The following is a 21,539-nucleotide window of genomic DNA, read 5'->3' as shown; positions in this document are numbered from 1 at the left end:
TATGAACGAAGCTCTAGTTGAACTGTCAAGATTTCAGTTTGCTCTTACAGCAATGTTTCATTTTATATTTGTCCCCCTAACACTAGGGTTAAGTTTCTTGTTAGCTATTATGGAATCTGTCTATGTAATGACAGGTAAAGAAATATACAAAGAAATGACCAAGTTTTGGGGAAAGTTATTTGGCATTAACTTTGCCATTGGTGTCGCGACAGGGTTAACAATGGAATTCCAGTTTGGTATGAACTGGGCTTATTATTCACATTATGTCGGAGATATATTTGGTGCACCTTTAGCCATTGAAGGTTTGATGGCGTTCTTCCTAGAATCAACCTTTGTAGGTTTGTTTTTCTTTGGCTGGGATAAAATGTCAAAGGGAAAACATTTAATAACAACTTGGTTAGTGGCAATCGGCTCTAACTTGTCGGCATTATGGATTTTGATTGCCAATGGTTGGATGCAATACCCTATCGGTGCCGAATTTAATGTTGAATCAATGCGAATGGAAATGACTAACTTTGCAGAAGTGATCTTTAATCCTGTTGCTCAAGTTAAGTTTGTTCATACCGTTTCTGCAGGTTATGTAACTGGTGCAATGTTTGTATTGGCTATCTCTAGTTATTACTTATTAAACAAAAAAGATATTGCGTTTGCTAGACGTTCATTTGCTATTGCCGCAAGTTTTGGTTTAGCTGCAACGTTATCAGTGATTGTTTTGGGTGATGAGAGTGGTTATGAGTTAGGCGATGTGCAAAAAGTAAAATTAGCGGCTGTAGAAGCTGAATTTGATACGCATCCAGCTCCAGCACCATTCACCTTATTTGGTTTACCAGATGATGAAAATGAAACTGTTGATTATGCGGTAAGAATACCTTGGTTAATGGGGCTTATCGCCACACGTTCTTTTGATGAAGAAATTATGGGATTAAAAGACCATAAAGCGCTAAATAGAGAGCGCATTATATCGGGCATTGAATCCTATGTACTTTTAGATTCAGTGAGAAATAAAACGGCTACAGAGGAACAAATTCGTACATTTGAATTACACCAAAAGGATATGGGGTATGCCATGTTGTTAGAACCGTTCACGGATGATGTAGCAAATCCGAGTAAAGAAGCGATAGATAAAGCGGTTAATTATTCTATACCAAAGACAACACCGTTATTTTGGAGTTTTCGTATTATGGTAGCCTCTGGTTTTATGATGTTGTTCATTTTTGCCTGTGCATTTTATTACTCAACTAAACATCAAATCACGAAACCTAAATGGTTATTGAAGATTGCTCTTTGGGGCTTACCTTTACCATGGATTGCATCTGAAGCAGGGTGGTTTGTTGCTGAGTACGGTCGCCAACCTTGGTCAATTGCTGAAATTTTGCCTGTGCATACTTCAGTCTCAAATCTTACTGAGGCGGACGTCATTTTGACCATAGTTTCCTATACATTATTTTATACTGTGATGTTTATTGTTGCATTTTATCTTATGCAAAAATACGCGAAAAAAGGTCCGAGCCAAGTTGCATTAGAGCAAGCTGAATTAGACAAAGAAGCTCAATTGTTAGATGAAATGGTAATAAATGGAGATGACAAATGATTGATTATGAAACTTTACGAGTCATTTGGTGGGTATTAGTCGGTGTATTGTTAATCGGGTTTGCCGTAACTGATGGGTTTGATTTAGGTGTTGGGGCGTTGTTAACTTTAGTGGGACGAACTGATAAAGAGCGCAGAGTCATGATCAATACCATAGGTCCACATTGGGAAGGAAATCAGGTTTGGTTTGTAACTGCCGGTGGTGCTATTTTTGCCGCATGGCCATTAGTATATGCAACTGCTTTCTCCGGATTGTACATTGCGTTAGCGATTACTTTAATTGCACTGTGGATGAGGCCGTTGGGGTTTGATTACCGCAGTAAACTTATCAATCCTACCTGGAGAAAATCTTGGGATTGGGCGTTGTTTGCAGGTGGAATTATCCCTGCTCTTATTTTTGGTGTTGCTTTTGGTAACTTGTTATTAGGTATTCCATTTCACTTTGATGACATGCTTAAATCAACTTATACAGGGAGTTTTTGGGGATTATTAACACCTTTTGCCTTATTGTCTGGTCTAGTGTCTGTAGCTATGTTGCTTAACCATGGCGCTACTTGGTTGCAACTAAAAACGGATGGAGTGATTTACCAACGAGCTCAATCTGTATCGGTGTATTTATCACTTTCTACCGTTATCTTGTTCATACTCGCAGGCATATATCTGTCATTAGGTGTTGATGGATATGTGATCACATCCAAAATTGATACGCTTGCAACCAGTAACCCAATGAACAAAGAGGTCACAGTACAAGCTGGGGCTTGGTTGGCAAACTATAGTAAATACCCATGGATGGTCTTAGCACCTCTGGCAGCCATTTTAGCTGGATTAGGTTGTAGTTATTTTTCTATTAAAAATAAACCTGGCTTGGCATTTATTGCTAGTTCAGTGGTTATCGCTGGGGTTATTTTAACGGCTGGTTTTTCAATGTTCCCATTTTTATTGCCTAGCAGCACAATGCCGCAAGCAAGTTTAACGTTATGGGATGCAACATCTAGTCTATTAACATTAAAAATTATGTTTTTTGTCGCGTGTATTTTTGTGCCACTTATTTTGGCCTATACAACATACAGTTACTATGTGATGCGTGGTCGCATTAAACAAAGCGACCTAAACCAATCACACACAAGTTATTAAGGAGACACAAATATGTGGTATTTCACTTGGATTTTAGGCGTGTTATTAGCTTGTTCATTTGGCATTATAAACGCACTTTGGTTGGAATCTACCGAAGATATGGACAGAACAGAAGAGTAATATAGATTGGATACAGAAGGCGTTATTTGGCTAAAACAACTTCAGAACCGTTATCGGAATTCTTTGATAAAGTTATTGGTTGTAAAGTTAGGATATTTTATTGGGCAAGTAACGTGCTTCTGGTATTTCTCTAACCTCATGCATGACCTCATTGTAGGTCATGCTGGTGTGAACAATGAATCTTCCTTAGCATTTGTCCTTAGTTCGTTAGTTTGGATTGTGCTTAGGCATGTTTCTGAAAATCAATTAAGCAAACTAAATGCTGTAATTGAATTGGATTTACAGCAACAAATCAATGTTAATTTGGACGCACAACAGCATGCGTTAGCTAGAAGGTATTCTAGTTTTTTCTGGCAACAAGTTTATTTAAAACATATCCCGTCAATCGCTCAGTATGTAAGCCAATATACCAGTCAAAAATACATTTCGGTCCTATTCCCTATTTTTGTGATTTCAATAATATTTCCGATTAATTGGTTTGTCGCGCTCATATTATTGATTACTTTACCTATTGTGCCTATTTTTATGATCCTGGTTGGACACGGTGCCGCTAATTTACATCGTAAACATTTTATTAGTCTAGAGAGGTTAGGTGGGTTATTTGTCGATAGATTAAAAGCCTTAACCTTACTCACCACTTTTGATCAACATGAAGTCGAGTCTAAACGCCTTGCTAAGGCGAGTGATTTAGTTAATAGACAGACAATGAGAGTGGTCAGTTTGGCTTTTCTGTCTTCAACGGTATTGGATTTTTTTGCAACTATTTCTATGGCATTAGTTGCTGTTTATATTGGTTTTTCGCTGTTAGGAGAATTATCAATTGGTCCTGACATCACTTTCCATAATGGATTATACCTGTTGCTCGTGACGCCTTTATTATTTGCTGAACTAAAAACACTAGGGCGTTTGTATCATCAAAAAAGTGAAGCTGAAGCTGCAGTGGAAGCTATGCTCCCAGTGATCAAATCTAATCCCAAGTTTAGTTTGATAAATGCATCTGACAGCAAACGATGGGGAGCTAAACCAATGACGTTTAATGATACTCGTTGGCATAGTTTTGCAATTTCAGTTCCTTCAATTAAGGCTGAATCGTTGGATTTGAATGGCCAAGATAGTGTTTTATTAACCGGGCGATCTGGGGCGGGTAAAAGTGTGTTATTGGATGCCTTAATGGGACTAAGGCAAGCAACACATCAATTACCAGGTACCGTGGTATTAATTAGCCAAAAACCAACTATTTTACCTAGCAGTGTTAGAGAGAATTTATCAATGGGTCAAGACATTCCAGATTCACAACTTTGGTTAATGTTAGAGCAAGTTCAGTTGAGTAAAAAAATAAAATCTTTACCGTTAGGGATTGATACTCTAATGGGGGAAAATCCAATATTATCGGGAGGAGAAGCCCAACGTTTAAACTTAGCAAGGGCATTGTTACAACCATCAGATGTTATACTATTAGATGAACCAACAGCGCATTTGACCGAGCAGCAACATGACACTTTGGCTTTATTAATCCACCAATTAACACAAAACAAAACGCGTATTTGGGCCTCACATAAACCTCTGCCTTCGTCATGGTTTAATCGACGTTGGTTAATCGAAAACGGAGAAATTTTTCAAGGCGATACCTTATGTTAACTAAAAAACCTATAATCGCTCTGATATTAGCTTTAGTTCATGCTTTATCTGGACTTACTTTGTTGTTGGTGTCTTCTTGGTTTATTGCTGCTAGTGCCGTAGCCGGAGTCAGTTTTAATTATATGTTGCCGGCCGTGATCATTAGGGCGTTAGCTTTAATGCGTATAGCCAGTGGGTATGGCGAGATGTGGTTATCACATCATCAATTATTAGAAAGTTTAGCTCACCTTCGTTTATCTTTGTTTAATAATATGCAAGGGAGTACATCTGTTTCGAGAGCCTCTGATACGGACAAGCTTAATTATCAATCTCAAGATGTAGCATCTATTTGGACCGGCTGGATCAATCAAAATGCCGGGGCGTTATTGTCTTTGTTGTTATTAACCGGTTTTGTACTTTGGCAATTGGTGGCTTTTTCTGTGCCTTGGTTAATATTCTTAACTATGGCTTTACTTATCTATATTTGGCTGATTATGTCAGGTTTAGTATTAGCGCAAAAAAAACAACAAATTAGAACGAGTTTAGAGTCACAAATTGAACATCATTTTGACGCCGCTAATATTTGGCATATGCAGAAAAATCTCCAACACCCAGATGCGAGTGCACTTTACAAGAATGTACAAACGAATCAGGTAAAGATTGAATGGGCAATTTCTGGGTTATTAATACTAAGTTTATTTTGTATAACCTTATTGGTTATCAAGATGAATACCTTAGGTAATAACACACCAATTGTTATGATTCTACCTATGGCTTTACTAGGAGCTTTGGACTGGTTTGGACGGACATTTTTCAGCCATCATAGGTTACACGATTACATAATTGGCAATAAAATTATTAATTCTAATTACTCAACTATAAGTAACTCTCGTGTCAAAGATAAAATTGAATCGATAGAATTAAAACAATTTAAACCAAAAGGAAGTGCAAGTAAGGAGCTAGATATCACCTTTGCAGAGCAACAATTGCATCTAATTGCTGGCAGTTCTGGTTCTGGTAAATCTAGGTTGTTTAAAGCTATTGCAGGATTGATTGATTTTGATGGTGATTTATTTTTGAATTCAAGGTCTATAAAGGATAAGTACAATGAAAGAAAGGCTGAGTCTAGTTTTTCTGATAAGTGCATTTTGGATGATGTACTTTATGTCGAGCAAACTCCGTATGTTCTATCCGGTACGTTAAGGCAAAACTTACAGCTTGCACAACACTCAGCCCATCGTAATGCCAATAGTTTAATAGACGATAACAAGTTGATTGAGGTATTAAAAACAGTGGGATTAGACCAGTTATCAAATTTGGAACAATGGGTGGGGAGCGGTGGTCGTCAGTTGTCAGGTGGTGAAACTAAACGGCTTGGTTTGGCAAGAGCGATATTATCGACTAAACGGTATATATTATTGGATGAGCCATTTGAAGGGTTAGATCAACAAAATATCGATAAGGTCGTTAATGTCATCAACTCTTTAACAACCTCTCGTTGTGTGATCATTGCAAGCCATATTTACCCGGAAGGGTTAAACTTTGATAATAAAATAGACCTAGATAGCTATTAACCATTTAGTTGAGGGATGACCACTAGAGCAAACTGAGCTGCACTAGTGGTTGTTTTTTATTATTTTATAAAGGTTTCAATTTGTTGTCGTAACCCTTTAGCATCTAACAAGAGTTCTTGGTAAATTTCTTCTTGGGTACCGTGTTTAATAAACTGATCAGGTAAGCCAATATTTAATACCGAGTTATTAAATCCTTTAGCGTTAAGGTATTCATTAACCCCAGAACCCGCTCCGCCTGCAATGGCATTGTCTTCAATAGTGACTATGGTTTTGTATTGAGCTGCAACTTTATCTAATAAAGCTAAGTCCATTGGTTTAACAAATCGCATATCAACCACGGATGCATTTAATTGTTCAGCGGCAATCTCAGCTTCAGCCAAAAACGTTCCAAAGTTTAAAATAACTAATTTATCTTGTGCGGTGTCAGACACGATATTGGCTTTGCCGACTTCAAGTTCAACCATTATCTTTTGAGCTTCCACACCACGACCAACCCCTCTAGGGTATCGAACCGCAGCTGGTTTATCTAACATGTGACCCGTGTATAACATTTGACGACATTCATTTTCATCGCTTGGTGTCATGATCACTAAGTTTGGAATGCAACGTAAAAAGCTTAAATCAAATGTGCCTTGGTGAGTTGGCCCGTCGGCACCTACAATACCGGCTCTATCAATGGCAAATAATACAGGTAAATTCATGATGGCTACATCATGGATTAATTGATCATAAGCGCGTTGCAAGAAACTAGAATAGATAGCCACAACCGGATTAAATCCTTCACAGGCTAATCCCGCGGCATAAGTAACAGCATGTTGTTCTGCAATGGCAACATCAAAGTATTGTTCTGGGAACTGTTTAGAAAAGGCAACCATGCCAGAGCCTTCACGCATGGCCGGTGTCACAGCCATTAATTTAGGATCTTGCCCCGCCATATCACATAACCAATCGCCAAATATTTTAGAATAAGTTGGTTGGCTATTTTTAGATGCAGGTAAAGACGTTAACGTCGGATCAAATTTAGGCACTGCATGATATTTAATTGGATCTTGTTCGGCAGGTTCATAACCTTTGCCTTTTTTGGTCACTATATGTAAAAACTGTGGGCCAGATAAATTACGCATGTTACGTAGGGTATCGACCAGACCTTTTACATCGTGCCCGTCAATTGGACCAATATAATTAAAACCAAGTTCTTCAAATATAGTACTTGGTACAACCATGCCTTTTAAATGTTCTTCGGCACGTCCGGCTAATTCTTTGATTGGAGGAAGGCCACTTAACAGTTTTTTGCTGCTTTCTCTAAACGTAGTATAAAGGCTGCCAGAAAGCAGTTTAGCCATGTGGCTATTTAACGCACCTACGTTTTCAGAAATAGACATGTCGTTATCATTAAGGACAACTAACATATCCGGTTTAATATCACCTGCATGATTCATCGCTTCAAAAGCCATACCTGCCGTCATAGCACCATCGCCAATAACCGCACAGACTTTTCTGATGTCTTGGCTTGGATCAGCTTTATGGGCCGCTTGTGCACCAACAGCCATGCCTAATGCCGCACTAATAGACGTTGAAGAATGACCCACACTTAACGTGTCGTATTCACTTTCTTCACGCCAAGGGAATGGATGAAGTCCGTCTTTTTGACGAATACTATGAATTTTATCGGCTCGACCGGTAATAATTTTGTGCGGGTAAGCTTGATGACCTACATCCCAAATTATTCGGTCGTACGGAGTGTTATATACGTAATGCAACGCAACAGTGAGTTCTACTGTGCCAAGTCCTGAGGCAAAATGGCCTGAACTTTTACTTACCGAACTTAATAAATAGTCGCGTAACTCTTTGCATACTAAGCCCAACTGTTCTTGAGGGACTTTACGTAACTGCGGAGGGGTTAACGCTTTTTGTAAATTCGGGTAACTTGAAATGTCTACTGTCATAAGTGAACTTAATGGTCTCGTTCAATGATGTAATAAGCGAGTTGCTCTAATTGCTGCGTATTGTACGGTAATTGTTGCAAAGCGTGTACTGCTTGCGTAATTAAATTTTTAGCTTTTATTCTGGCACCGTCAAGCCCAAGCAACGCAGGATAGGTGGTTTTATTTGCAGCCACATCGGAACCTTGCGGTTTACCTAAGGTAAGAGTGTCTGAAGTGATGTCTAATACATCATCCCAAACTTGAAATGCCAGTCCAATAGCATCGGCATATTGACTTAAAATTTCAATCTCTTGTTCGTTAGCGTTACCACAAGTGGCACCTAATAATACTGCTGACTTGATCAGGGCACCTGTTTTTAAACGATGCATTTCTTTTAAATTAATTAATAAAACATCGGTTTCTAATTCAGTGGTATTTAATGTATTGGTTTGTTGTAAGTCGATTGATTGTCCAGCACACATGTCCGTTGCGGCTTGGGTTAATAAGCTAAACATCTTTACAATCTGGGGCGCAGTCACTTGCTGGTAATCATGTGAAGATAAAACATTAAATGCAAAAGACTGCAGGGTATCACCGGCTAAAATTGCAGTGGCTTCATCAAATTTGATATGACAGGTTGGACTGCCTCGTCGCAATTCGTCATCATCCATCGCGGGAAGATCATCATGGATCAAGCTATAAGTATGGATGGCTTCTAATGCAGCGGCTGGCGCATCTAAGTCGTGCAAGTCTGCTTTGAATAATCCGCCAGTGGCATAAACCAAAAATGGGCGAAGGCGCTTGCCGCCTAATAACAACGAATATTCCATTGCCTCTTTTAAGATGATTTCATCAACTGTGGCAGCACTTAACTCTTGTGTTAAGAACTGCTCAATTCTTGTTTTATATTGAACAATCGCGTCTTGTAATCCAATATTAGATGAATCTTGTTCTGGTAACCCCATGGTTAACCTTCACCAAGCGCTTGTTCGTTAGCCGCAAAAGGTTGCAGTTCCAACTGGTCTTGTTTGGCCATCAGTATTTGCACTTTTTGCTCTGCTTCTTGCAGTTTTGACTGGCTTAGACGAGTTAATTCTATTCCGCGTTCAAATAACGCTAGAGATTGTTCTAGCTCAAGATCACCGGACTCAAGTTGAGATACTATGTTTTCTAGTTCACTAATTGCAGTTTCAAATGAAACGGATTTTTTGGTTGTCATGTTAACCTTAATTCAATTGCTCGCCAGTTGAAAATTAGCTGTGTAAATTACAGTACAAGGGGTGTTTATTCAATCAGAATCCATTAATATTGAGATAAGTGGTCTAAAGTTTAACCAGTTAACAATATAAGCGTTTGAATATATTTAAGTTGCAGGAAAATCTGTCGATAATTAAAGTGTTAGAGTCTGTTTCTGGCGAACCATATTTTATTATTTGTAGGCTTGAGCTAACGGGTAATACATCAACCAACAACTAGGAGTTAAAAGTGGATATCGCAACGATTGTTGGAATAATTGGCGCTATCGGTTTCATTGTCATGGCAATGATCATGGGTGGCGGGTTAGGAATGTTTATCGATGTTCCATCGGTTGCTATCGTTTTTGGTGGGTCAACCTTTGTTTTGTTAGCAAACTACACATTAACTCAATTTATCAGCGCAGGTAAAATTGCCGGTAAAGCCTTCTCATTCAAAATTGAAACGCCTGAAGAACTCATCGAAAAAATTGTTGAACTTGCCGATGCTGCCAGAAAAGGTGGTTTTTTAGCGTTAGAAGAAGCTGAAATCTCTAATGATTTTTTACAAAAAGGTGTCGACCTATTAGTTGATGGCCATGATGGTGATGTTGTTCGTGCCACCTTATCTAAAGATATATCGTTAACCACAGAACGTCATGATTTAGGCGCGGGTATCTTCAAAACCTTAGGGGACATTGGTCCAGCGATGGGGATGATAGGAACTTTGGTTGGTTTGGTTGCTATGTTATCAAACATGGATGACCCAAAATCAATTGGACCTGCGATGGCGGTTGCTTTGTTAACAACATTATACGGTGCCTTTTTGGCAAACGTAATCGCATTGCCTATGTCGAATAAATTAGGATTACGCGGACAAGAAGAAAAACTAAATCAAAGTTTGATCATGGATGGTGTGTTAGGCATTCAAGATGGTCAAAATCCAAAAGTCATTGAAGGTGTATTACGTAACTATTTACCAGCATCAAAACGTGAAGTGAACACAGAAGAATAGTAGGGCAAGTCCCGATTGTTTAAACGTGTTGCCCCTTAAACTGAACTGAGAATAGAATGTCTGAAGAAGAATGCCCAAAATGTCCTCCCGAAGGTCTGCCCGCATGGATGGGAACCTTCGCCGATCTCATGTCATTGTTGATGTGTTTCTTCGTATTGTTATTATCCTTCGCGGAAATGGACGTATTAAAGTTTAAACAAATAGCGGGCTCAATGAAGTTTGCTTTTGGTGTTCAAAACAAACTTGAGGTTAAAGATATCCCAAAAGGGACCTCAGTGATTGCCCAAGAGTTTCGTCCAGGTCGCCCTGATCCAACCCCTATTCCTATTTTGCAGCAACAAACCATAGAGATCACCCAACAAGTATTAGAGTTTGAAGAAGGTGAAGATGAATCTGCTGGTGGACGCCAAGAGCAAACTGCAGAACTTCGTGGTGGAATGAGTTCTGCAACCGCAGAATCTGAATCAGAAAGTTCATCAGAAGCAGCCGCTGAGCAAGAAGAAGTTAATGAGTTAATGAAAAAAGTGGCTCAACAACTTGAACAAGAAATTATCGATGGCGCGATAGAATTAGAATCGTTAGGCCAACAGATAATAATTCGAATTCGTGAAAATGGGGCTTTCCCATCAGGCTCGGCGTATTTACAAAATCAATTTAAACCTATTGTCAGAAAGATCGCTATTTTATTGAATGATGTGCCAGGTGAAGTGACCGTTTCTGGACATTCGGATGATATAAATGTGACTAATGAATTGTTTTCAAGCAATTGGGAATTATCTTCAAAACGCGCTGTGGCGGTGGCAATTGAAATGCTTAATGCACCAGGCTTTGATAAATCTAGACTAATAATTACGGGCCATGCGGATACGCGCCCATTAGTTCCAAATGACTCGGAAGTGAACCGTAAACGTAATCGTCGGGTAGAGATCTCTATCATGCAAGGTAAAGCTATGGAGTCCGACCCAATTAGAATGAGTAACGTACAAGAATAGCTGTGGTTAATTGCAGCTATTTCTTATAACACTATCTATGTTATTGAAGTTGGTGTTAATTCTCTCTACGCTTTTCCACACCGTCAATCAAGTGTATAATCTCGCCAATTTTTAGGTCTAGCCTACTTGCATGCCAATTGAATCCTTTCAAACATTGGTAATGTGGTTACAACACCAATGAGAAGTTATGAGATTAATCGTAAAATACCATCCAGAAATAAACATTAAAAGTCGCTCAGTACGTAAGCGCTTTAGCAAATTATTAGAGTCAAATATACGCGTTATTGTTAAGCGTATTTATGAGTCGGCGCATGTAATCGCTCGCTGGAGTGATGTGGTTATTGAGACACCTGATTTATCCCGTGAATTAGAGCTGGAGATCATAGACGCGGTATCTCGTATTCCCGGTGTCGATCAATACAATGAAGTGGTTGAATATCCATTTGTTGATTTTGATACTGCATTTAAAGATGTTGCTCGCCATTGGCAAAGTGAAATAGAGGGTAAAACTTTTTGTGTCCGTATTAAACGTTCAGGAACACATGATTTTACTTCGTCTGAATTAGAGCGTTATATCGGTGGTGGATTAAATCAAGCCGTTGAGTCGGCTAAAGTTTCTTTAAGAAAACCGGAGATAACCGTTAAAGCTGAATTACGTGAAGACCGTTTTCAAGTCATTAAAACGCATCATAAAGGTTTAGGCGGTATGCCTCTTCCTACCCAAGAAGATGTTCTGTCTTTGATTTCAGGTGGTTTTGATTCAGGTGTTGCCACTTATCATTTAATGCGCCGCGGTGCTCGTACTCATTTCTGCTTCTTTAACTTAGGTGGTAAAGAACATGAGATTGGTGTTAAACAAGTATCTTATGAAATTTGGAAACGTTACAGCAGCTCACATAAAACTAAGTTCATCGCCGTTGATTTTGATCCAGTAGTAGCCGAGATATTAACTAAAATAGATAACGGATTAATGGGTGTTGTCCTTAAACGTATGATGATGCGAGCTGCATCACAAGTAGCAGACCGTTTAGGTATTAAAGCATTAGTAACTGGTGAAAGTTTAGGGCAGGTTTCTAGCCAAACGTTAACAAACTTAAATGTGATTGACCGCGTAACAGAAACTCTTATTTTGCGTCCTCTTATCCATTTGGATAAAGCGGAGATTATTGATACTTCTCGTAAAATAGGTACGCACGATTTTGCTGCGGCCATGCCAGAATATTGTGGTGTTATCTCTAAAAAACCAACAACCCGTGCAGTGTTATCAGAGATTATTGCAGCGGAATCAAACTTTGATATGAGTATCTTAGATGATGCGGTGAATAATGCGGATGTAATGGATATTCGTGATATCGCCAAACAAGCCGCTGAAGAAGTTCAAGAGCTTGAACAAGTCACTGAGCTGCCTGTTGATGCGGTTGTGGTTGATGTGCGTAGTCCTGATGAAACCGACGATTCACCATTAGTTTTAGAAGGGATTGAAGTCATTGAAATTCCATTCTTTAAACTAGCGACCAAGTTTGGTGACTTAGATCAGAGCAAACCTTACTTCCTATATTGTGATCGTGGAGTGATGAGCCGTTTACAAGCTTTATTATTGCACGAAAATGGCTTTAAAACGGTTAAGGTTTATCGTAAATAATTTTTGTTTTATTGGATAAATAATTAATAAATGAGCGATCCGTTAGCAATAACGCGATCGCTTTTTTGTATTTAAACATCCCTTTGCCATTTTTATAGATAAAAATTACAAAGGGATGCTGTAGATAGAAGTGTACATTTGCAATCGACTAGCGTTAACTTTCAATGAGGGAGAAGTATTAATTCTCTTTATCCCTTGGCATCATAAGCGTATTGATAAAATTATTGGAATAAATATGGCCGCAATAAAACAAACAGAGCAAGAGATCATTGAGCAATTAGCTGAAATAAATAACTCGTTACCAGACGATAAACAATGGGCTATTATTGACGGTAAACTGCAAAAGCAGTTTGTATTTAAAAATTTTATTCAGGCATTTGGTTGGATGACACAAGTAGCCATGCACGCTGAAAAGTTAATCCATCATCCAGAGTGGTTTAATGTTTGGAATAAAGTTGATGTTAAATTAACCACTCATGACGTTGGTGGGTTGTCCGATTTAGACTTTAAAATGATTAAACGTATGGAAAAGTTGTTAGAACAATAAGCGCATTATGAATTACTTAGCCCATGTGCACTTAGCAAACGTCACAAATACTTCTAAAACAGGCAGTTTATTAGGCGATTTTGTGAAAGGGCAAGTCAGTGGGCTAAATTTTGATAATGAAATTAAACAAGGTATTCAATTACACCGCTCAATCGATTCGTTCACAGATGCTCACCGCTATACAAGATCATTAACCGTGCAACTTGGTAAATTAAGACGTTACGGCGGGATTATTATTGACGTTTTGTATGATCATCAGCTGGCGTTAAATTTTGATCAATTTCATCACCAGTCACTTAATCGTTTTGCCAAAGAGTGTTATGCAGAATTAGATACAGAGCTTGCCGCGTTACCTGACTCTTATGTAAAAACAGTCAAGGCAATGAAACAGATGGATTGGTTATCCGGTTATGGCGAATTGCCCAACATTGAACGTGCTTTGATTGGCATTAGTAAGCGTTTAAAAAGGCCTGTAGATTTAACGCAATGTCTTGATTGGTATCAAACTAATCAAGATAACATTGAGTTAGGATTTAGTGAGTTTTATACAGATTTAATTAATTTTGCTTGCAAGCAGGTGATGAATAATAGTAAAAACTGACTATAGTCAAAAAGATAACTCTCTCACCTCTTTTCTGTAGTTAGAGTTTGTTATTAAATTATCTTAAGGGGGCGTTAGATGAAATCCGATAACATGGACGAAAAAATTAATAATCTTCCCATGTTACCAACTATCGTTGTGAAACTGATGACCTTGTCACCGCAAGATAATGCTTACTTTGATAAAGTATTAGAGTACGCAGAACAAGATCCATTATTAGCTCTCAAAATTATTAAAATTAGTAATTCCGTTAAATATAGTTCGGTTAAACCGGTATTGAATCTCAAAGAAGCAATCATCCGCCTGGGGGTAAATGAAATTCATGGGTTAGTGGCTTCAATTGCGGTTACTAAAGTATTTGTTCCTAACTCTCCTGCAGAAAAACGATTGTGGCAGCATTCCATTCAAGTGGCCTTTGTTGCACGTATGTTAGCTTACAAGCAGCCTGAACTAGAACTCGATGCAGAAAAAGCCTATCTATGTGGCTTATTTCATGATCTCGGTTTATTTTTACGTTTTGAACAAGACCAGGAAGAGTTTAATCATATTGATGATTTTGTTTGGTCTACACCAAAACAGCATTTAATCGCCGAAAAACAGTTGTTTGCACAAAGTCATAATGAATTGAGCTGTAAAATTTGCAGAGCTTGGGGCACACCGTCTCCTATTCCTGAAATTGTGTTACTACATCACACTTATCAACTTCCTGCCAAAGTGACGGTGCATCCTAAATTAACCAATATGATCCGAATTTTACAATTAGCTGATATTTGTAGTGAAATGTTTCGAGTTGGCGACGGTAATAGTGCCGAATTGGTGGTCGAGGCTATAAATGAAGCACCTTATTTAAAATTATGGTGTGATAATAATGCAGAACTGTACGCTATTATTGATGCTCATTTATCCACTTGTTTGGATGAGGCTGAATTAGTCTATAAACAGTTAGGTATATAGTTAAGTTGATTACAACATTTACTTAATGGTAAATAGTCCTTCGAACGTTTCATCTTCTTCTACACAAGCCATAAAAGCATCTACGGCGTCTATATCGTATTTAGTGCCACGTCCTTTTACAATCGTTTGAATGGCGAGTTGGGTGCCTAGTGCTCTTCGGTAAGGTCGATTGTTAGACATAGACTCATAAGTGTCGGCAATGGCCACTATTTTAGCTTCCAAAGATATCTGATCTCCTTTTAATCCTTTGGGGTATCCAGAACCATCAATGCGTTCATGATGTTGACTGACAACCTCATAGATGGGCCAAGGCAGTTTATAACCTCTAAATAAGTCCGCACCATATACGGCGTGTTTTTTGACCAGTTTAAATTCTTCTTTCTCAATTTTACCTGGTTTATAAAGTAGCTCCATTGGCACTTTAATTTTACCAATATCATGGATACTTGCGCCTAAACGAAGGCATGTCATTTGGTAGGGGGTTAGGTTAAGTTTGACGCCTATTTTTTGCGCTACAAAGGCAACGTTTTTTTGGTGTTCGTGGGTATAAGGATCTCGGTACATTAAGGTTTGGGCTAAGATTTCATACATGGCCAGAAAGATGTCGTGGGACTCTTTACTGATTAGGACATCTTCACCGGTATAAACTTCACTTTTGTCTTGGATCATAAAATCTCCGTATTTTAATTAAGTCGTTAAGCTAGGCATCAAAATGACTTAAATAAAATGTAGATGATTTATGAGCATAAGCAATGTCTAACAATAAAAAAATTATGCAGATCATGGTTTTAGCTTGGTTAAGGTTTATTTTTATTATGTTTTAACATCTCATCCATGTTTGCAGCCGTGGTGGGCTTGCCAAAATAATATCCTTGCAATTCTTCAACAGCAATGTCGTTGAGGAATGAGTGCTGTTCCACAGACTCTATACCTTCAGCAATTACCCCCATATTTAAACTGTGCGCCATGGAAATAATTGCTTTAGTAATATCTTGTGACTCTTTATCGCTGGTGATCTCGGAGATAAATGAGCGGTCAATCTTCAGTCTGTCCATTGGGAACTGTTTTAAGTAACTTAATGAAGAATAGCCCGTACCAAAGTCATCAATGGATAATGCGATGCCAAGATCTTTTAGTTTTTTCATGGTTAATAACGCAGTGTCTAGTTCTTCAATAACACAGCTTTCAGTGAGTTCTAATTCTAAATAATGTGGGTCAAGTTCGACTTCAGTTAAGGCATCAATCACCTCGTCAAATAAGTCTGGGTTGGTGAATTGTTTAGACGATAAATTTACCGCGATTCTAAAATTGGTATGTCCTTGCAGTTGCCAGCGCTTTGCTTGAAAACATGCTTGTTTCATAATCCAATTACCTATTTCAAGTATGAGCCCACTGCTTTCAGCAACTGGTATGAAGGTGTCTGGCCCTACTAAACCACGCACAGGGTGACGCCATCTTGCTAATGCTTCTGCACCAATAATACTGCCATCTTTTGAAGAGACTTGAGGCTGGTAATGCACTTCAATTTCATTATTGGCTATAGCTTTAGATAAATCGGATTCGAGTCTTGCTCTATCGTGTAAACCTTCTTTTATATCACTTGAATAAAAGCATATTGAAGCGTCTTTTTGCTCCATAGCACGATTTAACGCGGCTAACGAAGCAGCCCTTAATTGAAATGCATTATCACCATCAGAAGGGTAATTACATACACCAATATGAACAGGAAGACGAAAATGATCATCTTGAATGATATATGAAGGCGATAAAACTGAAATAAGTTGTTCACAGAGTAACTTAATTTGTTCTGGGCTTAATACATAAGCAAGGCAAATGGAAAACTCGGCATTGTTACATCTTGAAAGGTAGGCATTAGCAGGTAGTATTGATTGAATTCGTTTTTTAATGGTGTTTAATAATTCATTCCCTGCTGAATTCCCTAATAAATCACTAATCCCTTTAAACTTAGTCACTTCTAAGGTTATTAGTTGTAACTGAGCATTATTTGAAACATGAATAGATTGTTCTATGTACTGCTCTAATGCGGTTTCGTTTGGCAAGTCTGTCACATCGTCATTTAATAGTTTGTGGTTTAAAGATGTGATCGTATTACGCATGACATCGGTTTTGATCAAAGAAAATGCGGCGTAAAGTAAAATTTGTAAACTGATCAATAATACCGGAGGGTACCAAGTGTATTTATGAATGACTAACAGGGCACTTATCGATAATGAACCTATTACCAGTAATGCTAGAATCGGTAAGAGTCTCGTTGCCGTGGTAAAACTAAAAGCCAAAATAGACAAGATAGCTAAAACGATTGAAATGATTAGGAATTGTATTTCATTCACTTGGTGAATAACGGAATCATTTAATAAACTATTGATCACATGTGCATTTATCTCAACTCCTGACATTGTTTTGTGATTGGTGGTTAACGGTGTTGCAAATTGATCGCCCATAGCCGTGGCATTCATACCAATTAAAACAATTTTATCCTGTAAGTCGGAAGCTTCAACATTGCCACTTAACACATCAATATAAGATAAATGGTTAAGTCTATTTTGTGATTTAGGTAAGCTAAAATTAACAAACACAGGATCACGACGTATCCATCCATTGCCGGATGTCATTTCGCCGTTATCGGTAAACCGATTGGGATATGCTACTTGAGTTAGGGCTAATGCAAATACCGGCCAGCTCGATCGTTGATAACCGGCATATAAATAAGTTCGCCTTATAATTCCGTCTTTATCAATCTCAAAATCAACATGGCCTAATTTGTTAACACTTTCGACTAAGTCTGATTGCGGCAGTAACTCTGGTACACCACCTAAACTGTCGCGTTTTGGAGAGACGGGGAGGACAACGTTACCCGCTTGTTTGATAGCGTTGGCAAATTTTAGGTCTTGCTCGGCAGTGGAGTAACGATTGTCTACAAATAGCACGTCAAATCCAACTGCTTTAACATTATAGGGTTTTAATGCTTCAAGCAGTTCAGCATGGACATCTCTTGTCCATGGCCATTCTCCAAGGTAAGCAATACTTTTATCGTCAATTTCTATTGTCACGGTATGATCGGTTGCAGAGGGAGTGAAAATATTTACGATTCGGTCGTAACTAATCAAATCTAGCCGTTCAGTTTGAAAGCCAAATAACAGAACAAAACTTACGATTAACGCCGATAGTTCGAGTCGTTTTTTTGCCCAAGGAATGGACATGAAAAATGCTTTAAACACCTGGATCAACTTATTTCCTTATAGACCTGTGATTGTTCGTTTACTATTTACAAATTTCGAATTTGCCTGAGACTTTACAATAGTTTGACCATTCACTGGATATATTATGTTGTGTTAGAACCGATTTAGCTCGGATATAAATTGGGTCATCATTGATAAGATCGAATCGATAACTGGTTTTTGAATCAAGCAAAGGAATATCAATTTTTTGAAAGTCACTGGTTGGTGCGGTTTGCAGTTCAATATGTTGATTACCCGGTAACGGATTCCAAATGACTTCGATATTATTGTCTCGGCTGCTTATACGTAATTTAGGTGGCGCTAATTTGGTTGAATAATCGAAAGATTCAATAACACTGAAAGGGCCTTTATCAAGTAAGTTTTTACCTTGTAAAGATGCAACTCGCCAATAATACACACCCAGAGCTAATGGTGAATTTAAAATGAAACTTTGACTATTAACTTGTTTATCGATAACCAGTTGAGTAAATAACTTGTCTTTCGCGATTTGAATTATGAAGTGCTGAACATCCGGTACTTCTGTCCAAGTTAGTGCTTTTGGCGTTGACATGTACATCTTATCCACCGGGATTAACTCAGGCGCCTTCGGGTTTATATTCACCATGAAAGACACCGGTGCTGTTAAGCCTTCAACACCGTCGTTTGAAATAGCTGATATACGCAAGTGGTAACGCCCGTCAGTTAAACTTGGTAATATAATTGATGTCAGTTTTTGTTGTTTTTGCCATTGAATATTACTGAACAGTTTATCAGAAGCAATTTGCACTATATAAGATTGAGCTGAGTCTACAGACTGCCAAATTACCGCTTGGTTTGTTTTTTCAACCTGCTTAGTAAAGGTGATTATTTTAGGTGCTGGTAATAATTTAGCTGGTTGTTTTAATTCCTTACCTTTTTCAATCTTTAAACCATAACCTTGTTTTACCGCAACCGATTTATCACCAGCGGAAACGGCTACTTCACCCTCTAAAACTTCAACGACCGAGACATTCGGAGTATTTTTATTCTTTTTATCAACGCCCACACGAAAAACCGTGCCTCTCACTGAGGTAACTGCAGATGCCGTTTGGATATCCAGTCGAGATCCTGCACCTGTTTGTTTTTCTGCACGTACTTCTAACTTGCCATCTAGTAATCTCACACGAGTATCCACCATGCCTGTTTCGCCATACTGAGATAGGTGATCGAACGTTATCAAAACACCATTACTGAGCGTAACTTCAGTGTTATCAGCAAATACAAGGGTAATAGTGGCATTGGGAGCAACTCGTAGTTCGTCGCCTAAAGTGAAGATGGTTTGAGTGGTGACAGGACTAGTTTGACCGGCGCTTATTTTGGTACTTTCACCAGAGATAGATTTTACATTTACTTTAGCTGCATGGTTTTTAATCCATTCTAAAGGGACGCGCAGTACTGTGCCTGGTTGTAGCTGTTTAGCCACAGGGATGTTATTTAGCTTTTGGATTTCTTTAAAGTGATTAATGTCGTTTAAAAAACGTTTACTGATATTCCATATATTGTCACCTTCAACCACAACATATACCCAATCTTTAGCCGGTGCGGAAAATGAGAGCTGTAATATTATAAGAACAATTAGAGTGGTTAATTTACGGGCCATAAAATTGAAGTCACCAATAGGTTAAGGTTAATTACTTAATCACATCAAATACTTAATTACTGTCAGTTTAAAACAATAAACTTTTATATTCATTGTACGTATTCAACAAAATTTTGTAACTCATTTGTTATTTATTACTGCAAATATATGTTAATAAAAAAAGGGGCGCTATTTATTAACATAATGAGTAACTAAGTTACGGACATTGGAATCAAATTACAGGATTAAACTCTAAACCTTAGAGCAATCAATACAAGTGAGATTGATTCATGTGACTAGAAAATATTGGGTAGTCAGAGCCTATTTTTGTTTGAAAGGCTCTAACAGTTTGAATGAGTATAGTCGTTAATTAGTAGTTAAGCAGGTGGGCTAACAACCCAATTAATCCGCCAAACACGCCGCCCCAAACGACTAACCAACCCAAATGACTTTTGATCATTTGCTGTATAATGTCTTTCACCATAGCAGGGGTTAATTCTTCTAAACGCTGTTGAACTAAGGTGTCAACTTTCGCCATCATTTCTTCGATATTTTGTTGAGAGCTAACATTGGCTTTAAGTTTCTCCGCAAATTGATCCGATTCAGTAATTTCTATCACTGAGCTTTTTAGTTTCTCAACAAAAGGTTCTTTTAATGGGAGGAGTGCAGCGTCGCCACCGAACATCTCTAACATGCCGCCAAATGAACTTTGTTTTATGGTTGCCACCAACGAATCAAACGCAGGCGTCATGTCGGTGTCAGCAATGATAGGTTTTAAATCAAAATGATGTGCTTGGCCGCTTTTTTCAGATAAAAACTTATTGAAGTTCTCAACGGTAAAGAACTGCTCCATGATCAAAGATTTAATTCCGGCTTTAAACTCTTTAAATTTAATTTGAATAATACCTGAGCCATATAAGCCCGGAATTTTTTCAAACAGCATGTGAACTGCTATCCAGTTTGTTAAGGCACCGGATAAAGCAAACAAAGCCATGGTTAATAACCAATTGATACTAAACAGCCAGCCTAAAACACAGGCTAAAGCAGCGATAAGGTTAGTGATGAAACTCTTGTTAAACATATAATTCCTAAAAGGTCGCATTTAATACAACAACATTATTAAATTCATTGCGACCTTTATAAGGGATTATTTCAGGAGTTCAAGCGGCATCGTCCTTTTCAATAACAAAATCAACTAAATTACCCTCATCGACGTTTTCAGTTTTGGCACTAACGTCTTCTAATAGAGTGGCAGATAGGGACTTTTCTGATATTTCGGTTTCACTGTCTAATAAGTCTGTTTGTTTGTCATTTTTGTTTTTTGATGATTTTTTATTCGTTGGACTTGGTTTTTTTTTCGCTTGTAACGCAACTAAAACGTCTTCACGTTGTTTTGCTAAAAATATACTTAACTCTTCACATTGTTGTTCAGGTAAGTTAACAGTGGAGTTATGAAGGACTTCAAACATGGCATCGGCCATATCTAACATCTTGTCATAGTCGTCAGCCGAACGCTTATCAGTGAACGTCATAACTTCTTGCTCCTCATTATTTCTATTTGAACGTATAACTACATATCTGGTTTCAACAGCCATAATTAACTCCTAATTTTTAACTGGGTCAAAAACAAAAGACTGTTTAAATATACAGTAAAAAAGTAATGTGTAAAGTATTAGTTTGTTATGCATTATTTGGTAAACAATGCATATTAGGAATAGTCTTTTAGGCATAAAAAAAGG

At 38.1% G+C, this 21,539-nt stretch carries 19 protein-coding genes; 11 read left to right on the top strand and 8 right to left on the bottom strand.

Annotated features, from left to right (window positions below; translation table 11 throughout):
• The first annotated feature begins 1 nt into the window (after position 1).
• From KO505_RS08340 to KO505_RS08320, 5 genes are all read left to right on the top strand, one after another.
• Positions 2 to 1,591 carry a cytochrome ubiquinol oxidase subunit I gene (locus KO505_RS08340; protein ID WP_216054982.1) on the top strand — a complete coding sequence of 530 codons (1,590 nt, stop codon included), beginning with the start codon at positions 2 to 4 and terminating at the stop codon, positions 1,589 to 1,591.
• On the top strand, positions 1,588 to 2,724 hold the full coding sequence (cydB, locus tag KO505_RS08335; protein ID WP_216054981.1) for a cytochrome d ubiquinol oxidase subunit II: 1,137 nt from the start codon (positions 1,588 to 1,590) through the stop codon (positions 2,722 to 2,724). The genes KO505_RS08340 and cydB overlap by 4 nt, the downstream gene beginning before the upstream one ends.
• 12 nt (positions 2,725 to 2,736) lie before the next feature.
• Positions 2,737 to 2,844 (top strand): cytochrome bd-I oxidase subunit CydX, encoded by a 108-nt coding sequence (cydX, locus tag KO505_RS08330; RefSeq protein ID WP_216054980.1) that lies wholly within the window; start codon positions 2,737 to 2,739, stop codon positions 2,842 to 2,844.
• Positions 2,845 to 2,982: 138 nt separating this feature from the next.
• On the top strand, positions 2,983 to 4,482 hold the full coding sequence (locus KO505_RS08325; protein ID WP_216054979.1) for an ABC transporter transmembrane domain-containing protein: 1,500 nt from the start codon (positions 2,983 to 2,985) through the stop codon (positions 4,480 to 4,482).
• Positions 4,476 to 6,035, top strand: coding sequence for an ATP-binding cassette domain-containing protein (locus KO505_RS08320; protein WP_216054978.1), 1,560 nt, complete (start codon positions 4,476 to 4,478; stop codon positions 6,033 to 6,035). Before KO505_RS08325 ends, KO505_RS08320 begins: the two co-directional genes overlap by 7 nt.
• Before the next feature lie 59 nt (positions 6,036 to 6,094).
• Here the strand turns inward: KO505_RS08320 and dxs are convergent, their stop codons facing one another.
• From dxs to xseB, 3 genes are read right to left on the bottom strand one after another with little or no spacing between them, the layout of a single operon-like run.
• Positions 6,095 to 7,981, bottom strand: coding sequence for a 1-deoxy-D-xylulose-5-phosphate synthase (gene dxs, locus KO505_RS08315; protein ID WP_216054977.1), 1,887 nt, complete (start codon positions 7,979 to 7,981; stop codon positions 6,095 to 6,097).
• 8 nt (positions 7,982 to 7,989) lie between these two features.
• Positions 7,990 to 8,925: a (2E,6E)-farnesyl diphosphate synthase gene (gene ispA, locus KO505_RS08310; protein ID WP_216054976.1), complete on the bottom strand. Its 936-nt coding sequence runs from the start codon at positions 8,923 to 8,925 to the stop codon at positions 7,990 to 7,992.
• A gap of 2 nt (positions 8,926 to 8,927) precedes the next feature.
• Positions 8,928 to 9,179 carry an exodeoxyribonuclease VII small subunit gene (gene xseB / locus KO505_RS08305; RefSeq protein ID WP_216054975.1) on the bottom strand — a complete coding sequence of 84 codons (252 nt, stop codon included), beginning with the start codon at positions 9,177 to 9,179 and terminating at the stop codon, positions 8,928 to 8,930.
• A gap of 266 nt (positions 9,180 to 9,445) precedes the next feature.
• Here xseB and pomA point away from each other — a divergent pair, with 266 nt between their 5' ends.
• The 6 genes from pomA to KO505_RS08275 all read left to right on the top strand — a co-directional run bounded on the left by pomA (position 9,446) and on the right by KO505_RS08275 (position 14,943).
• Positions 9,446 to 10,207, top strand: coding sequence for a flagellar motor protein PomA (pomA, locus tag KO505_RS08300; protein WP_216054974.1), 762 nt, complete (start codon positions 9,446 to 9,448; stop codon positions 10,205 to 10,207).
• A 56-nt stretch (positions 10,208 to 10,263) separates the two neighbouring features.
• Entirely contained in the window at positions 10,264 to 11,199 is a 936-nt protein-coding gene (locus KO505_RS08295) for a flagellar motor protein MotB (RefSeq protein ID WP_216054973.1), read from the top strand.
• Between the two features lie 187 nt (positions 11,200 to 11,386).
• Positions 11,387 to 12,841, top strand: a complete 1,455-nt coding sequence (gene thiI, locus KO505_RS08290) for a tRNA uracil 4-sulfurtransferase ThiI (RefSeq protein ID WP_216054972.1) — start codon at positions 11,387 to 11,389, stop codon at positions 12,839 to 12,841.
• A 235-nt stretch (positions 12,842 to 13,076) separates the two neighbouring features.
• Positions 13,077 to 13,388, top strand: coding sequence for a 4a-hydroxytetrahydrobiopterin dehydratase (locus KO505_RS08285; RefSeq protein WP_216054971.1), 312 nt, complete (start codon positions 13,077 to 13,079; stop codon positions 13,386 to 13,388).
• A 7-nt stretch (positions 13,389 to 13,395) separates the two neighbouring features.
• A complete protein-coding gene (locus KO505_RS08280; RefSeq protein ID WP_216054970.1) occupies positions 13,396 to 13,989 on the top strand; it encodes an ACP phosphodiesterase in 594 nt (197 codons plus the stop codon).
• A 78-nt stretch (positions 13,990 to 14,067) separates the two neighbouring features.
• Positions 14,068 to 14,943, top strand: coding sequence for an HDOD domain-containing protein (locus KO505_RS08275; protein ID WP_216054969.1), 876 nt, complete (start codon positions 14,068 to 14,070; stop codon positions 14,941 to 14,943).
• An 18-nt stretch (positions 14,944 to 14,961) separates the two neighbouring features.
• On the opposite strand, the gene KO505_RS08270 is transcribed toward KO505_RS08275, so the two are convergent.
• The 5 genes from KO505_RS08270 to KO505_RS08250 form a co-directional block, all read right to left on the bottom strand.
• The gene (locus tag KO505_RS08270) at positions 14,962 to 15,612 is read right to left on the bottom strand and encodes an HD-GYP domain-containing protein (protein ID WP_216054968.1); all 651 of its coding nucleotides are present in this window, start codon (positions 15,610 to 15,612) and stop codon (positions 14,962 to 14,964) included.
• A gap of 128 nt (positions 15,613 to 15,740) precedes the next feature.
• Entirely contained in the window at positions 15,741 to 18,182 is a 2,442-nt protein-coding gene (locus KO505_RS08265; protein ID WP_371819981.1) for an EAL domain-containing protein, read from the bottom strand.
• Between the two features lie 43 nt (positions 18,183 to 18,225).
• Positions 18,226 to 19,821, bottom strand: coding sequence for a FecR domain-containing protein (locus KO505_RS08260; protein WP_216054966.1), 1,596 nt, complete (start codon positions 19,819 to 19,821; stop codon positions 18,226 to 18,228).
• A 349-nt stretch (positions 19,822 to 20,170) separates the two neighbouring features.
• Complete coding sequence (locus KO505_RS08255; protein WP_216054965.1) at positions 20,171 to 20,881, bottom strand: DUF445 family protein; 711 nt, start codon at positions 20,879 to 20,881, stop codon at positions 20,171 to 20,173.
• 79 nt (positions 20,882 to 20,960) lie between these two features.
• Entirely contained in the window at positions 20,961 to 21,395 is a 435-nt protein-coding gene (locus tag KO505_RS08250; protein WP_216054964.1) for a YebG family protein, read from the bottom strand.
• Between the last annotated feature and the right edge of the window lie 144 nt (positions 21,396 to 21,539).

It is taken from the genome of Psychrosphaera sp. F3M07, assembly GCF_018860345.1.
In the GTDB taxonomy this organism is placed as follows: Bacteria; Pseudomonadota; Gammaproteobacteria; order Enterobacterales; family Alteromonadaceae; genus Psychrosphaera; species Psychrosphaera aquimarina.
Note: the sequence above shows the minus strand (reverse complement) of the source record. Positions and strands in the feature narration are given on the sequence as shown.